Annotated in this window: 13 protein-coding genes; 2 read left to right on the top strand and 11 right to left on the bottom strand. The window is 70.3% G+C overall.

The annotated features are described in order from the left end of the window. Positions 1-398: 398 nt before the first annotated feature. Together MU407_RS06290 and MU407_RS06295 are read left to right on the top strand one after the other, a co-directional pair. Complete coding sequence (locus MU407_RS06290) at positions 399-1,730, top strand: DUF349 domain-containing protein (RefSeq protein ID WP_246956223.1); 1,332 nt, start codon at positions 399-401, stop codon at positions 1,728-1,730. A gap of 128 nt (positions 1,731-1,858) precedes the next feature. Then, the gene (locus MU407_RS06295; protein WP_246956225.1) at positions 1,859-2,527 is read left to right on the top strand and encodes a hypothetical protein; all 669 of its coding nucleotides are present in this window, start codon (positions 1,859-1,861) and stop codon (positions 2,525-2,527) included. Here the strand turns inward: MU407_RS06295 and MU407_RS06300 are convergent. The 11 genes from MU407_RS06300 to MU407_RS06350 all read right to left on the bottom strand — a co-directional run bounded on the left by MU407_RS06300 (position 2,514) and on the right by MU407_RS06350 (position 14,497). Next, positions 2,514-4,919 (bottom strand): bifunctional (p)ppGpp synthetase/guanosine-3',5'-bis(diphosphate) 3'-pyrophosphohydrolase, encoded by a 2,406-nt coding sequence (locus MU407_RS06300; RefSeq protein ID WP_246956227.1) that lies wholly within the window; start codon positions 4,917-4,919, stop codon positions 2,514-2,516. The genes MU407_RS06295 and MU407_RS06300 overlap by 14 nt on opposite strands. Positions 4,920-5,077: 158 nt before the next feature. Beyond that, the gene (locus MU407_RS06305) at positions 5,078-5,632 is read right to left on the bottom strand and encodes an adenine phosphoribosyltransferase (protein ID WP_102235820.1); all 555 of its coding nucleotides are present in this window, start codon (positions 5,630-5,632) and stop codon (positions 5,078-5,080) included. Positions 5,633-5,640: 8 nt separating this feature from the next. Further along, on the bottom strand, positions 5,641-6,660 hold the full coding sequence (secF, locus tag MU407_RS06310) for a protein translocase subunit SecF (protein WP_102235819.1): 1,020 nt from the start codon (positions 6,658-6,660) through the stop codon (positions 5,641-5,643). After that, entirely contained in the window at positions 6,657-8,621 is a 1,965-nt protein-coding gene (gene secD, locus MU407_RS06315; RefSeq protein WP_246956229.1) for a protein translocase subunit SecD, read from the bottom strand. The genes secF and secD overlap by 4 nt, the downstream gene beginning before the upstream one ends. Positions 8,622-8,683: 62 nt before the next feature. After that, positions 8,684-9,136 (bottom strand): preprotein translocase subunit YajC, encoded by a 453-nt coding sequence (gene yajC, locus MU407_RS06320; RefSeq protein WP_246956230.1) that lies wholly within the window; start codon positions 9,134-9,136, stop codon positions 8,684-8,686. A gap of 153 nt (positions 9,137-9,289) precedes the next feature. Then, positions 9,290-10,348, bottom strand: coding sequence for a Holliday junction branch migration DNA helicase RuvB (gene ruvB, locus MU407_RS06325; protein ID WP_102236002.1), 1,059 nt, complete (start codon positions 10,346-10,348; stop codon positions 9,290-9,292). Between the two features lie 26 nt (positions 10,349-10,374). Further along, positions 10,375-11,007, bottom strand: coding sequence for a Holliday junction branch migration protein RuvA (gene ruvA / locus MU407_RS06330; RefSeq protein WP_246956232.1), 633 nt, complete (start codon positions 11,005-11,007; stop codon positions 10,375-10,377). Between the two features lie 26 nt (positions 11,008-11,033). Next, entirely contained in the window at positions 11,034-11,627 is a 594-nt protein-coding gene (gene ruvC / locus MU407_RS06335; protein ID WP_246956234.1) for a crossover junction endodeoxyribonuclease RuvC, read from the bottom strand. A 75-nt stretch (positions 11,628-11,702) separates the two neighbouring features. Then, positions 11,703-12,461, bottom strand: coding sequence for a YebC/PmpR family DNA-binding transcriptional regulator (locus MU407_RS06340; protein WP_246956236.1), 759 nt, complete (start codon positions 12,459-12,461; stop codon positions 11,703-11,705). Between the two features lie 162 nt (positions 12,462-12,623). After that, positions 12,624-13,904, bottom strand: a complete 1,281-nt coding sequence (locus MU407_RS06345) for a PrsW family intramembrane metalloprotease (RefSeq protein WP_246956238.1) — start codon at positions 13,902-13,904, stop codon at positions 12,624-12,626. Then, positions 13,901-14,497 (bottom strand): HIT domain-containing protein, encoded by a 597-nt coding sequence (locus MU407_RS06350; protein WP_246956278.1) that lies wholly within the window; start codon positions 14,495-14,497, stop codon positions 13,901-13,903. Before MU407_RS06350 ends, MU407_RS06345 begins: the two co-directional genes overlap by 4 nt. Between the last annotated feature and the right edge of the window lie 10 nt (positions 14,498-14,507).

The raw sequence follows: 14,507 nt of genomic DNA on the forward strand, positions 1-14,507 counted from the left end.
GGCCCCGGACCGGTGGGCCGCCGCGCGGCCCGGGGCCTCGGCGGCGACGGGAGCGAGCCCGGGCGCGGGCGATCCCGCGTGCCGCGGCACCTGCCCGGCCACGGCGCGGGCGGAATCCGGCGTCGCGCCGATCCGTCCGGACTCGACCGCTCGCGGGAACTGGCCCGGAGACCCCCGAGGAGCCCACCGTCGAGGCCGCCCCTGAGGCTGCCGCGGAGCCCACTGCCGACGCCGCGGCGGACGACGCAGCCCAGGCCCCCGCAGAGCCCACTGCCGAGGCGGCGCCCGAGGATGCCACGGAGGCCGCGCCCACCACGGCTGCCCCCGCGTCTCCGGCGCCGAAGCCTGCGGCTCCCCGCCCGGGCCCTGCACGTCCGGCCGGTCCCTCCCCCGCGGCGATGGCTGCGAAGAAGCCGCGGGCGACGCTGCTGCCGGTGGCCCCGCCGGTCACCGAGTACGACCCGGCAGCGATCGCCGAGGCGAAGACCCACGGCGCCGTTGCGGAGGACGGGACGGTCACGGTGCAAGACGGCACCCAGGTGCGTGTGATCGGGCAGAGCACCGAGGCCAACGCCGATCACGATGCGGTGCTGGAGCCCTATGCCCGCGGCTACCTGGACCTGGTGGCGTTCCTTGATCTGACCGAGACCACGCTGAACGCTCCCGAGCACACGCAGAATGAGCTGAACCGGCTGCTGGAGAACCTCCGCAAGAACATGAAGGAGCCCGCCGTGGTGGGCGACATTCCTGCGCTGCGGGTGCGGGCGAACGAGCTGCGTGAGCGCGCGAAGGAGAAGATTCACGCCCTCGAGGCCGAGCGGGCGGCGGCACGTGCAGAGGCCACCCGTGCGCGCACCGAGTTCGTGGAGTCCATCGAGCAGCTGGTGGCGACCGATCCGCAGCAGATCTCCTGGAAGAAAGCCGGGGAGACCATGCGGCAGATGGTGCCGACGTGGAAGCAGATGCAGTCCGAGGGCGTGTCTCTGGATCGTCCGACCGAGGAGGCGCTGTGGAAGCGCCTGTCTGCGGCGCGCTCGACCTTCGATCGCATGCGCAAGCAGTTCTTCTCCCAGCTCGATGAGCGCCATGCGGAGGCCGCACAGATCAAGGAGCGTCTGATTGCTCAGGCGGAGTCGATGCAGGACTCCACCGATTGGGGGCCGACGGTCCGCGCCTACAAAGACCTCATGTCCCGCTGGCGGGAGGCGCCGCGCGGCAACCGCAGGAAGGACGATGCGCAGTGGAAGCGCTTCAAGGCTGCGCAGGACACGTTCTTCGCCGCCCGCAACGCGGATCTACACGAGACCGAGGCGGAGCAGAAGCAGAATCTGGCCGTCAAGGAGGAGCTGCTCACCGAGGCGGAGGCGATCGATCCCAGCGCCGATCTGGAGGCCGCGAAGAAGGCGCTGCGCTCGGTGCAGGACCGCTGGGAGGACGCCGGGAAGGTGCCGCGGGCGGATATGCGCCGGATCGACGCTCGTCTGCGCGCCGTGGAACGGGCGGTGAAGGACGCGGAGCAGGCCGAGTGGCGCCGCACCGATCCGCGCACGCGCGCCCGCGTGGAGGGAGCCAGCTCGCAGCTGCACTCCGCGATCGCCTCCTATGAGGAGGCGCTGGAGAAGGCGCAGGCCGGAGGCGATCCGAAGAAGATCCAGGAGGCGCAGGCCGCGCTGGATGCCCGCCGCGAATGGCTCGCGGTGATCGAGCGCTCGGCGCGCGATCTGGGCTGACCCTCTCCTCGCTCGACCAGTCGGCGGCGGCATCTCAACGTCCTCCACAAGGCCTTCGGAGGGCGGTCGGAATGCAGTCATCCACAATGCCGAATCCGTCCCTCGCCGGTTTCTGGCAGGGTCGGCCCATGACTGCTGCGCTGCTCACCGCCCCTGCCGCCTCACGGCCCCCGCACCCGCCGCCCCGGTCTGTCGGCCTGTGTGCGGCGTGGTCGCATCACGCCGCGGAGCTCGCCGTCCCCCTCGGGCAGGAGCTGCTGCGCTTCGCGGAGACGCCCGCGACCGCGCGCCTGGTGGCCGATGGCTACGTGGTGCGCCTGCGGCCCGGCCTGTTCGTCCCGCCCGATGTGCTGGGCACGGCGATCAGCCGCGCCCTCGTGGTGGGCTGCGCTCTGGGCGGACAGCTGCAGGCCCATCATGTGATCGCCGGGCCCACCGCGGCCTGGGTGCTGCTGGGCGGGGTGCCGCCCACGCCGATCGAGCTGCTGTCCCCAACCCATCGCGGCGACCTCGCCGGGGTGGTGCAGCGATACGGACTGCTGCGGCCCTGGGACGTGGAGACCATCGGCGGCGCGCCGGTCACGGTCCCCGCGCGCACCGCCGCGGATCTGCTGCGCTTCAGCCCGCCCGAAGAGGCCGCGGCGCTCGTGCACGAGCTGGTGGACAGCGGCCATACGCGGCCGACGCAGATCGCGCATCTGCTGCGGACTGCCTGGCGCTACCCGGGGATCTCCGCGGCACGTACGCGTCTGGCCGCCCTCTATCCGCAGCAGGTCCCCGCCCTTAGCTCGCGGTGAGCGGGGCTCGGTCTTCGACCGGTTTGCCATCGGCGGTGACGCGGTAGACGTCGTAGACGCCCTCCACGCGGCGCACCTGCGACAGCACAGACTGCAGATGCGAAGGGTCGGCCAGCTCGAAGGAGAAGAAGGAGGTGGCCAGGCGATCGGTGTTGGACTGCGCCGACGCGGACTGCAGATTCACCTGCTGCTCGGAGATGACCTGCGCAAGGTCCGTCAGCAGCCGTGGGCGGTCCAGCGCCTCGATCTTGATATGCACCAGGTACGCGGTGGAGTGGCGGCCCGACCAGGAGACGTCCACGATCCGGTCCGCCTGCTGCTCCTGCAGCTGGATCGCATTGGAGCAGGAACTGTGGTGCACCGAGATGCCGGAGCCGCGAGTGATGAAGCCGACGATCGGATCGCCCGGCACGGGGGCGCAGCATTTGGCGAGCTTGACCCACAGATCGGAGTGCCCGTCGACGATCACGCCCTGATCGGTCTCCGCGGCATGCCGTTCGGTGCGCCCGGCGCGCGAGCGGACCTTGGAGGGCAGCGTCACCTCTGCGACGTCCTCTTCGGCACCATCGGTGCCGCCGAAGGAGGCGCGCAGACGCTCCACCACGTGCTGGGCGCTCGTGTGCCCCTCACCGATCGCGGTGTACAGCGCATCGACTGAGGCGAGGTTCAGATCCGAGGCGACGGTCGCGAGGGTCTCGTGGGTGAGCAGGCGGCGCATCGGCAGATCCTGGCGACGCAGCGCCTTGGCGAGCTCGTCCTTGCCCTTCTCGAGCGCTTCCTCGCGGCGTTCCTTGGAGAACCAGTGGCGGATCTTGTTGCGTGCCCGCGGGGTCTTCACGAAGCCCAGCCAGTCGCGGCTGGGGCCGGCGTCCGCGGATTTCGAGGTGAAGACCTCGACCGTGTCCCCGGTGTTCAGCGGCGTCTCCAAGGACACGAGGCGACCGTTGACCCGCGCGCCGATGGTGCGGTGCCCGACCTCGGTGTGCACGGCATAGGAGAAGTCCACGGGGGTCGCGCCCTGGGTGAGGGCCAGCACGTCCCCCTTGGGAGTGAAGACGTAGACCTCCTGCGTGGTGATCTCGAAACGCAGGGAGTCCAGGAACTCCCCGGAGTCGGTGGTCTCCTTCTGCCAGTCCATGAGCTGCCGCAGCCACGCGGCGTCGTTCCCGATCCGGGCGGCCTCCCCCGCGTTCTGGTGCGCACCCATCGCCTTGTACTTCCAGTGCGCGGCCACCCCGTATTCGGCGCGGCGGTGCATCTCCCAGGTGCGGATCTGGATCTCCACCGGCTTGCCGGTGGGGCCGATCACGGTGGTGTGCAGCGACTGGTAGAGATTGAACTTGGGCAGCGCGATGTAGTCCTTGAACCGGCCTTGGACCGGAGACCAGCGGGAGTGCAGTGTGCCTAGCACCGCGTAGCAGTCCCGCACGGTGTCCACCAGCACACGGATGCCCACCAGGTCGTAGATGTCCTGGAAGTCGCGGCCGCGCACGATCATCTTCTGGTAGATCGAGTAGTAGTGCTTGGGCCGTCCGGTGACCTCGGCCTTGATTTTGGCCTTGCGCAGGTCCTCATTGATCTGCGTGGTCACGGTGGACAGGTACTGCTCGCGGGCCGGGGCGTGCTGGGCCACGAGCGCCACGATCTCCTCATACACCTTGGGGTAGAGCACCTGGAAGGAGCGGTCCTCGAGCTCCCATTTCATCGTGTTCAGCCCCAGACGGTGGGCCAGCGGCGCGTAGATCTCCAGCGTCTCCTTGGCCTTGCGCTCAGCGGAGGAGGAGGGAACGTACTTCCAGGTGCGGGCGTTGTGCAGCCGATCGGCCAGCTTGATCAACAGCACCCGCACATCGCGGCTCATCGCCACGATCATCTTGCGGACCGTCTCGGCCTGGGCGGCCTCACCGTAGGTGACCTTGTCCAGCTTCGTCACGCCATCGACCATCACCGCGATGACCTCCCCGAACTCCTCCTTGAGCCGCTCCAGGGAGTAGTCGGTGTCTTCGACGGTGTCATGCAGCAGCCCGGCGGCGATCACATCGGCCGGGGAGCCCAGCTCCGCGAGGATCGTGGCGACAGAGACGGGATGGGTGATGTAGGGGTCACCGCTCTTGCGCATCTGTCCGCGGTGGGCACGCTCGGCCACACCGAAGGCGCGGCGGACGATCGCCTGGTCCTCCTTGGGGCTGACCGCCGTCATGGTCTCCAACAGCGGCGCGAGCAGCGGGTCCACGGCGGCCGTCGTGGACCAGGGGCTGAAGAAGGACAGCCGCGACCGGGTACGACGGGGCGGGGCGGGCTTCGCGGTGGGACGGGGGACCCGCTCCGGGCTGCGGTCCTCCGGGGCCGGGGCGGTCTCGGTCCGGCCGGGCTCGGATGCCGACTGCTGCATGGCGCACACCTCCTGGACGCGAGAGCTCCAGTCTACGCGCCGGTCATCGCCGTGCTGGACACCGTCCGGCCCGTGCCGCGGCAGCGCGATCGCGCCCTCCGCCGGGGCGTCAGGCCCCTGTCAGTTGAGGACGGACCGGTCAGTTGGCGACGGCCCTGTCAGTTGGGGAAGGACCAGACGGTGGTGATGTCCACATCGGGCAGCTTCTCGCGGCCGCCGAGGCCTTCGAGCTCGATGAGGAAGGAGGCGCCCAGCAGGTCGACGCCGAAGGAGCGGGTCAGCTCGATCGTCGCGGCGGCGGTGCCGCCGGTGGCGAGCAGATCATCGACCACGAGGGTGCGCGCCCCCGCGGGCAGGGAGTTCTCCGGGATCTGGATCTCGGCGCTGCCGTACTCGAGGTCGTAGGTGAGGCTTGCGGGGTTGCCGGGGAGCTTTCCGGCCTTGCGCACCGGGATGAAGCCGGCGCCCAGCTCGTAGGCGAGCGGTGCCCCGAGCACGAAGCCACGCGCTTCGGTGCCCACGATGTACTCGACGTCCGGCGGCAACAGGGAGATCCAGTGGTGGAGCACCGTGCGCAGGGCGCGCGCATCCCGCAGCAGCGGGGTGATGTCGCGGAACAGCACGCCCTCGGTCGGGAAGTTCGGGTATTCGGCGATGTGCGAGGCGCGCAGCGCCTCGATCTGGGCGGTGGTGGGCTGGTAGGTCGGGGTCATCGCTGTCCTCAGGCAGTGGCGGTGGGTCGGTCCGTCGCGGGCCGATCGGTCGGGGCCTTCCGCGCGTCCTGCACGGAGCGGGTGTGGGCGGCGATCTGAGGCTCCCGCCGACGCAGATCCACGAGGAATCCAGGGGCCAGGAAGATCGACGAGTAGGTGCCGGCGATGATGCCGATGAACAGGGCCAGGGATATGTCCTTGAGCGTCCCGGCGCCCAGCAGGAACGCGCCGATGGCGAGGATCGACCCCACCGGCAACAGCGCCACCACGGAGGTGTTGATCGACCGCACCAGGGTCTGGTTCGCGGCCAGCTCCACGAGGTCTGCGAAGCTGCGGCGCCTCTGCTCGGTGAGGTCCGCGGTGTTTTCGCGGACCTTGTCGAACACGACGATCGTGTCGTACAGCGAGTAGCCCATCACGGTAAGGAAGCCGATCACGGTGCCCGGGGTGATCTCGAAGCCCACCACGAGGTAGACCCCGATGGTCACGAGCATGTCGTGGATCAGGGCTCCCATCGCCGCGAGGGAGGACTTCAGGTTCCGGAAGTACAGGGCCATCATCGCCGCGACGAGCGCGAGGAACACGACCACACCGCGGATCATTTTCTGGGTGACATCCCCGCTCCACACCGGGCCGATGTAGGAGGTGGAGACCGCGTCCGGGGAGACGTCGTACGCGGAGGCGAGCTCCTGCGCCAGCTGCGCGGTCTCCCCCGAGTCCAGCTGCTCGGTCTGGACCCGCAGGGTGTCCTGGCCCAGCACCGTGATCTTCGGTTCGTTCTCCGGCAGGCGCTCGCGCACCACATCGCGGGCAGAGGTCTGCTCGGTATCGGCCACCCCGGCGATCTGGAACTCGGAGCCACCGGTGAACTCGATGCCCAGGTTGGGGCCGCGCAGGGCAGAGCCGCCGACCAGCAGCGCCAGGATGATCAGGGAGATCAGGTACCAGGTGCGGCGGCGGGAGACGATCGGCAGGATCCGACGACCGGCATGCAGGTCATTGCCGAAGCGGGCGAACGCGGCGGTCATCGGTCCTGCTCCTTCGTCTCATCGGGGCTCGACGGAGTGTCGGTACCACCAGCGGTGTCTGCGCCCTCAGTACTGTCAGTGCTGTCTGGGCTGTCGGTGATGTCTGCGCTGCCAGCTCCATCCTGCCGTTCCTCGGCCTCCCGAGCCTCCCGGGCTTCGCGGGCGCGCCGCACCGCGAGCGGCTCGCGGGCCGGCTCGGCCGATGCGGCCCCGCGGCGACGGCCTCGGCGGCGCTCCTCGCCCCCGCCGCGCTCGGCGACGCTGCGCACCCGCCCGCGGCCCGCGTAGGCGGGAACGTTCCGCCCCATGGTCGCGGGGTCCAGACCGCTCAGAGGGTGGCCCTTGCCGAAGAAGCGGGTGCGTACGAGCGTCTGCAGGATGGGGTGGGTGAACAGGAACACAACCAGCAGATCCAGGATCGTGGTCAGCCCCAGCACGAAAGCGAAACCGCGCACGCCGCCCGTGGAGAGCACGTACAGCACCACCGCAGCCAGGAGGTTCACCGCGTCCGAGGCAAGGATGGTGCGCTTGGCGCGGTCCCAGCCGTGATCCACGGCGGCGAGGATCCCGCGGCCGTCGCGGATCTCGTCGCGCACGCGCTCGAAGTAGACGATGAAGGAGTCGGCGGTGAAAGCGATCGCGACGATCAGACCCACCACGCCGGCCAGCGAGAGGCGGTAGCCGATCTCCGGGAGGTTGGACAGCACAGTGAGGGTGCCGTAGGTCAGCAGCCCCATCAGGGCCAGGCTCGCGGTGGTCACGATCGCCAGCAGGCGGTACTGCGCGAAGGCATACAGCACCACGAGCACCAGGCCGATCAAGCCGGCGATCAGGCCCATCTGCAGCTGGTCCGCCCCGAGGGTGGCGGAGATCTGCTGTTCGGAGGCCACCTCGAACTCGAGCGGCAGCGCACCGAAGCGCAGCTGGTCGGCGAGCTGAGAGGCCTGCTCCTGGGTGAAGTTACCGGAGATCGAGGCTTCACCGCCCGGGGAGGGCTCCTGCACCTGCGGGGCGGAGATCACCAGCCCGTCCAGGACGATGCCGAAGGCGGGGCTGGCACCCTCCCCGTTGTACAGCGCCTGGGTCATGGAGGCGAAGGGCTGCGCGGCAGAGTCATCGAAACGCAGATTCACCACGTAGAAGCCGGTGGGCTGCCCGGTGGGGGTCACATCGGAGGCGACGCTGGCGTCCTGGATGGCGGCACCGGCGACCACTTCGGGACCCAGCAGATACTTCGCCGAGCCGTCGGGGGCGCAGGCCACCGTCGGCTCATCGGCGGCGGCCTGGGCGGTGCGCTCCTGCTGCGCCGCGGGGTCCACGCAGTCGGCGGTCATCACCTCGGCCTGCATCTCGGGGGTGATCCATTCGGAGGACCACGCCGGGTAGGGCAGCTCGCCCTCGGCGACGGCCGGCGGCGGGCCGAGTGCGGGATCAGAGCCGATCAGCCCCTCGAACTTCTGCTCGGAGGGATCCACGGGCGGGGCACTGGATTCTTCGCCCGTGTCCTCGGCGCCACCGGCGTCGGAACCACCACCGGCGTCGGAGCCACCGCCGTCAGAGGGCATCGGATCTCCACTGCCTTCGGGGGCGACGACCCCCAGCACCGGGCGGAAAGACATCGCGGCGGTCTGGCGGATCGCTTCGGAGGTCGCCTGGTCGAGCTGCCCCGGGACGTCCACGACGATGTTGGTACCGCCCTGGACGGTGATCTCGGTCTCCGCCACGCCCATCGCGTTCACGCGCTGGCTCATGATCTGGCGGGCCTGCTCCATGGCGGCGGCGTCGATCGCTGAGCCGTCACGGGACTGGGCCTGAAGGATGACCTGAGTGCCTCCCTCGAGGTCAAGGGCGAGTTTGGGGGCGGCCTGCCAGCCTCCCTGGCTGACGCCGGCGCCGATCCCGCCGCCCAGCAGCAGGATGATCACCGCGAGAGCCACGAGGGCGATGCGACGTGCGGGCATGGTGCGTGGTTCCTCAGGACGACGGGCTCGGGGTCGGGAGCTCGCGCCCCCGGCACGCTGGATCAGTTCTGGCGGCGCTCGGCCTCGTGGCTGGCCGGGGAGGTGGTCACACCGGGGACCTCGCCCTCCCGGGCGGTCCCGGTGCTGCCCTCAGCATCCGGCTCGGTGAGGGTGGTCTCGGCGGACTGGTCGGCATCGGCGGTCTCGACGGCGTCGCTGTCCTCAGCGCCGAGGGCCTCCTGGTCGGTGCCCTCCTGCGGGTCGACCGCGGCGGCGATGGCCTGGCGCGCCCACTTGGACTGGGAGCCGTCCTCGGATTCGAGGATGACGACGTCGTCGTAGGTCTCGACGATCAGACCGAAGAACCCGGAGTGGGTGCGCACTTCATCGCCGACGCCCAGCTTGTTCACCATCTCCAGGTGCCGCTGCTGCATCTTCCGCTGGCGGCTGGAGAGGAACAGCATGGGCAGCAGCATCACGCCCATGATGAGAAGGAGCGGCAGGAAGGCTTCCACAGGTGTCCTTTCAGGGGGTGGGCTGGCGCATGGCGCCGGGCACCGGGCCCGGTCCTCGATGGTGTCCGACGGTCCACTGTACCTGCCGCAGCAGGTCCTGCCATGCCAGGGTGACGCAGCCGTCGTCGATGCTCGATATGCGGGGAATGCGGCTCAGAACCGGCCGAGCATCGGCGCGGTGCCCTCCTCGGGGGTGGGCGGCTCGAGCCCCAGGTGCTCCCACGCGGCGGGGGCGGCGGCCCGGCCCCGCGGGGTGCGCAGCAGGAAACCTTCCCGCACGAGGTAGGGCTCGACCATCGTCTCGACGGTCTCAGTCTCCTCCCCCACGGCGACAGCGAGGGTGGACAGGCCCACGGGGCCGCCGGTGAAGCGTCGGCACAGGGCCGAGAGCACCGCGCGATCCAGGCGGTCCAGGCCCCGCTCGTCCACTTCATAGACGCGCAGAGCCTCGCGTGCGGCATCGAGATCCAGGCGGCCGCTGCCGCGCACCTGCGCCCAGTCCCGCACGCGGCGCAGCAGGCGATTGGCGATGCGCGGAGTGCCGCGGGACCGGGAGGCGATCTCCCGGGCCGCGGCATCCTCGAGCTGCACCTCGAGGCGGTCTGCACTGCGGCGCACCACCTCGTGCAGCTCGGCGGCGGTGTAGAAGTCCAGGTGTCCGACGAAGCCGAAGCGGTCGCGCAGCGGAGCGGGCAGGAGCCCGGCCCGGGTGGTGGCGCCCACGACCGTGAAGGGCGGCAGGTCCAGCGGGATCGACGTCGCGCCGACGCCCTTGCCGACCACGACATCGACCCGGAAGTCCTCCATGGCGATGTAGAGCATCTCTTCGGCGGGGCGGGCCAGGCGGTGGATCTCGTCGATGAACAGCACCTCCCCCTCGTCGAGGGAGGAGAGGATCGCCGCGAGGTCCCCGGCATGCTGAATCGCGGGCCCGGAGGTGATGCGCAGCGGCGCGGACAGCTCCGCGGCGATGATCATCGCCAGGGTGGTCTTGCCCAGGCCCGGCGGCCCGGACAGCAGCACATGCTCAGGGGCGCGTCCCCGCCCGACGGCAGCGTCGAGCACGAGGGAGAGCTGGTCGCGCACCACCTGCTGGCCGACAAACTCGTCGAGGCGGCGCGGACGCAGCGCGGCCTCGGCGGCGCGCTCGGGGGCGACGGCATCGGGGCTGGTCAGCGGCGATTCAGTGGTGTTCGTGGCCTCGGCGCTCATCGCGTCCGGGCTCTGCGCGGCTTCGCTCATCGGTGGCTCCCGAGGCGCCGCAGGGCCTGGCGCAGCAGCGACGCCGCATCCACGTCAGCGCCAGCCCCACCGTCGGTCCCGGTGATCTCTTCGCGTGCGGCGGTGACCGCACCGTGCGCGGCCTTCTCTGCCCAGCCGAGCCCCACGAGGGCCTCGACCACATCGGCATCCGCACCGGTGACCGGGGCGGGGGCGTCCGCCCGGGCTGGGGCGGAGGCGCTCTCCGTCGGGGCCGGGAGCTTCCCGCCGAGCTCCAGGAGCATGCGGGAGGCGCCCTTGGGGCCGATGCCGGGGATGCGGGTGAGCGCCTTCTGGTCCTGCTCGGCCACGGCACGCCGCAGCTCCTCGGGATCCATCACCGTCAGCACGGCCAGGGCGGTGCGCGGGCCGATGCCGCTGACGGACTGGATGATCCGGAAGGTCTCGGCCTCCTCCGCCTGCGGGAAGCCGTAGAGAGTCAGGGCGTCCTCGCGCACGATCATCTCGGTGTGCAACATGAGCTCGGCCCCGTGCCGGGTCGCGGACAGGGCCTGCGGAGTGGTGCGCACCAGGTAGCCCACCCCGGCCACCTCGAGGATGAGGAAGTCCAGGCCGATGCGGGTGACGGTGCCGGTGAGGGTTGCGATCACGGGGACACCCTAGAACACGTGTTCGATCACTGCCGGGAGGTGGAGCGTTCCCGGGCGCGTCGGGCCTCCCGCTCGGCGCGCGCCCAGATGGCCTGGGCGCTGGTGCGGGCGCCGCCGGTGGCATCCAGGGCCACCGGTCCCCCACCGCGCCACAGCTGGGTGAGCGCGATCGCCACCGCATCGGAGGCATCGGCGGGCTGCGGGGCGGCGTCCAGCCGCAGCACCTTCATCAGCACGGTCTGGATCTGCTTCTTGTCGGCGCGGCCGCTGCCGGTCACCGCGGCTTTCACCTCGGAGGGGGTGTGCTGGGCGGTGGGGATGCCCCGCTCGGCCGCCTCGAGCAGGGCGATGCCGGAGACCTGGGCCGTGCCCATCACGGTGGAGATGTTCGATTGGCTGAACACGCGCTCGACGGCCACGGCATCGGGGCCGAACTCCTCGAGCGCCGCACGCAGTCCGCGCGCGATCGTGAGCAGGCGCTGATCCAGCGGGTCCTCGGCGGCGGAGCGGATCACGTGGGCCTGCACGAGGCGCGCGCGCCGCCCGCCCAGGGCGTCCACGATCCCTACGCCGCAGCGGGTCAGGCCGGGGTCGATCCCCATCACGCGCAGCGTCGTCACGGTGCTCCTCATCCGGGGTGGGCCCGGGATCCGGGGCGACGGTCCGCGCGGCGGAGCGGCGGACCGTCGCACAGGTCAGTCCTCGTCCTCGAGCTTGGCGGCGATATCGTCGGGGATGTCGAGGTTGGAGTAGACGTTCTGCACGTCGTCGCTATCCTCGAGCGCCTCGATAAGACGCAGTGCCTTCTTCGCGCCATCAAGGTCCACGGGGGTGCGCATCGTGGGCACGAACTGCGCCTCGGCGCTGTCGTAGTCGATGTCCGCTTCCTGCAGCGCGGAGCGCACCGCCACGACATCCGTGGCCTCGGAGATGATCTCGAAGGTCTCGCCCTCGTCGTTGATCTCCTCGGCGCCGGCATCGAGCACGACCTCGAGCAGCTCATCCTCCGTGTGCTCACCCTTGGCGAGCGTCACCACGCCGCGGCGCTCGAAGAGATAGGCCACCGAGCCGGATTCGGCCATGTTGCCACCGTTGCGGCTGAAGGCCAGCCGCACCTCGGAGACCGCACGGTTCTTGTTGTCGGTGAGGCATTCGACGAGCACGGCCACGCCACCGGGCGCGTATCCCTCGTACATGAGGGTCTCGTAGTTCACTCCCCCGCCGTCGAGACCGCCGCCGCGCTTGACGGCGCGGTCGATGTTGTCATTGGGGACGGAGGACTTCTTCGCTTTCTGGATGGCGTCGTAGAGCGTCGGGTTGCCCGCGGGATCGGGGCCGCCCATGCGCGCGGCCACCTCGATGTTCTTCACCAGCTTGGCGAACAGCTTGCCGCGCTTGGCGTCGATGACGGCCTTCTTGTGCTTGGTCGTCGCCCACTTGGAATGCCCGGCCATCTCTCTCCTCCCATCTCGTCCGCCACCACATGGCAGAATGCCGCCCCAGTCTAGGCGACCGGGCAGGCAGGGGCCGACGGGCGCGGGCCGACAGGCAGCGATGTCACCTGCGCGCGGGGTTCGCAGGGCATCGCAGCCTCGGCGCGCCGGTGGTGCCGCAGATCAGGAGCGCACGACCGGCGCGCTGAGGGAGCCGATCAGGCGCCGGTCGGCCGTGATGGCCTCGAGCAGGTGGCGTTCGCGGGCGCGAGTGCGAGGCGTGGCCCGGGCAAACAGGACGCTGTGCCGCTCGAGCCCCAGGGCGATCGCGGTGCGGATGAGGTGGCGCATGCCCAGGCGCGCCACCGCGCCGTGGCGGCGGGCCCAGCGTTCGGCCTTGCCGCGGCGGCGCATCGAGACGAGCATCTCCACCTCCTCGGGGGAGAACCAGCCGGCCCGTCCGTAGGCGGACAGCTGTCGGCGCAGGATCCGTTTCTCCCGCAGTCGCAGCACGATCACCAGGGCGCTGAGCAGCAGGAAGATCGGCACCTGCACGATGAGGTAGTAGCGCAGGAACCCGGCCATCGGGTTTTCGGGATCCATGGGGATGAAGAAGGTGGAGCCGTTCCACAGGGCGTGCAGCACCATTCCCAGGGCGAGCCCGCCGATGCCGAGGCCGAAGTAGAGCATGAGCGAACGCCGTTCGGCGGCGATGCCGAGCCCGAGCCCGGCGAGCGCGGTGAAGGACACATGCGCGAAGGGGGAGAGCAGACCGCGCATGAAGAAGATCTCCCAGAAACCGGCCAGCTGCCCGGAGGCCTGAGCCTCGTGGAAAGAGTTCGCGAAGTACAGGATGTTCTCGGTGAAGGCGAAACCGCCGGCGATCAACGCGGCGTACACCACGCCGTCGATCGGCCCGGCGATGTAGCGGCGGCCGAAGACCAGCAGCAGCACAAGGCCCAGCGATTTGAAGCTCTCCTCGACCACGGGAGCCTGGATGACCGCGCCGAGGAACTGCTGGACCACGGGATGGGCGTCCTCGGGGGTGATCGCGGAGGTGAAGTACGGGCCGAACAGCAGCGTGGTGACAATCGAGCCGATCGCTCCCCAGGCGAAGGCATAGCCGAGGCTGCCCAGGGGCTGCGGGGTGTACCGGTCGATCCACCACACGGCGGCGACAACGATGCCGACGGGCACGAGCGCAGCGGTGAGCGCGACCAGGGAGGTGCCGATCCCCATCGGGATGAACACCTTGATCAGCAGATAGATCAGCATGCCCAGCAGGATCAGGGCGCTGGCGATAGCGGAGGCCAGCACGAGCCAGCGCACCCAGCGGGCGGGCCGTCGCAGCGGCGCGGGGTCCGCTCCCAGACGGCCGGGGGCTCGGGGGTCCACCCGGTCGATGTCATAGCCGTAACCGGTCGTGGGTGCTCCCGCGCGCGGCGGTGCCTCCGTGCTGCTCATCGCTCCCCCGTTCGATCTTCGGCGCCGGGCCGGTCCTTGGTGCCCGGTCGATCATCGGTGCCCGGCCAGGCCGCGGCGTAGAGCCGACGGGTGTCCGCCAACAGGATCGGCACCGCCTTGGTGCGCGCCACGATCGGCAGGAAGTTCGCATCTCCCCGCCAGCGCGGCACCACGTGCTGGTGCAGGTGGGCGGCGATCCCCGCACCGGCCACCTCGCCCTGGTTCATACCCAGGTTGAACCCGGCTGGGGCGGAGACCTCACGGATCACGCGCATGGCGGTGCGCGTGAGCTCCGCAACCTCCGTCACCTCCGCATCGGTGAGGTCGGTGTAGTCCGAGACGTGCCGGTACGGGCACACCAGCAGGTGCCCGGAGTTGTAGGGGTACAGGTTCAGGATCACGTAGGCCACCTCGCCGCGGTGGACGATCAGGGCGTCCTCGTCGCTGCGCTGCGGTCCCCGGCAGAAGGGGCACTGCTGGCCGTCATCGGGGTCCTCGGGCTTGTCCTGCCCGCCGATGTACGCCATGCGGTGCGGTGTCCACAGCCGCTCGGTGTCATCGGGGATGCCCGCGAAGTCGCGGGCATCCTCGATCGTCGGGTCC

The sequence above is a fragment of the Brachybacterium sp. Marseille-Q7125 genome (assembly GCF_023062615.1).
Classification (GTDB): Bacteria; Actinomycetota; Actinomycetes; order Actinomycetales; family Dermabacteraceae; genus Brachybacterium.

Coding starts and splice junctions, on each gene's coding strand:
- secD (WP_246956229.1), bottom strand. CDS start 8,621: ATGCCCGCACGTCGCATCGCCCTCGTGGCTCTCGCGGTGATCATCCTG.
- MU407_RS06300 (WP_246956227.1), bottom strand. CDS start 4,919: ATGCAGCAGTCGGCATCCGAGCCCGGCCGGACCGAGACCGCCCCGGCC.
- MU407_RS06295 (WP_246956225.1), top strand. CDS start 1,859: ATGACTGCTGCGCTGCTCACCGCCCCTGCCGCCTCACGGCCCCCGCAC.
- ruvB (WP_102236002.1), bottom strand. CDS start 10,348: ATGAGCGCCGAGGCCACGAACACCACTGAATCGCCGCTGACCAGCCCC.
- MU407_RS06290 (WP_246956223.1), top strand. CDS start 399: ATGGCTGCGAAGAAGCCGCGGGCGACGCTGCTGCCGGTGGCCCCGCCG.
- secF (WP_102235819.1), bottom strand. CDS start 6,660: ATGACCGCCGCGTTCGCCCGCTTCGGCAATGACCTGCATGCCGGTCGT.
- MU407_RS06340 (WP_246956236.1), bottom strand. CDS start 12,461: ATGGCCGGGCATTCCAAGTGGGCGACGACCAAGCACAAGAAGGCCGTC.
- MU407_RS06305 (WP_102235820.1), bottom strand. CDS start 5,632: ATGACCCCGACCTACCAGCCCACCACCGCCCAGATCGAGGCGCTGCGC.
- MU407_RS06345 (WP_246956238.1), bottom strand. CDS start 13,904: ATGAGCAGCACGGAGGCACCGCCGCGCGCGGGAGCACCCACGACCGGT.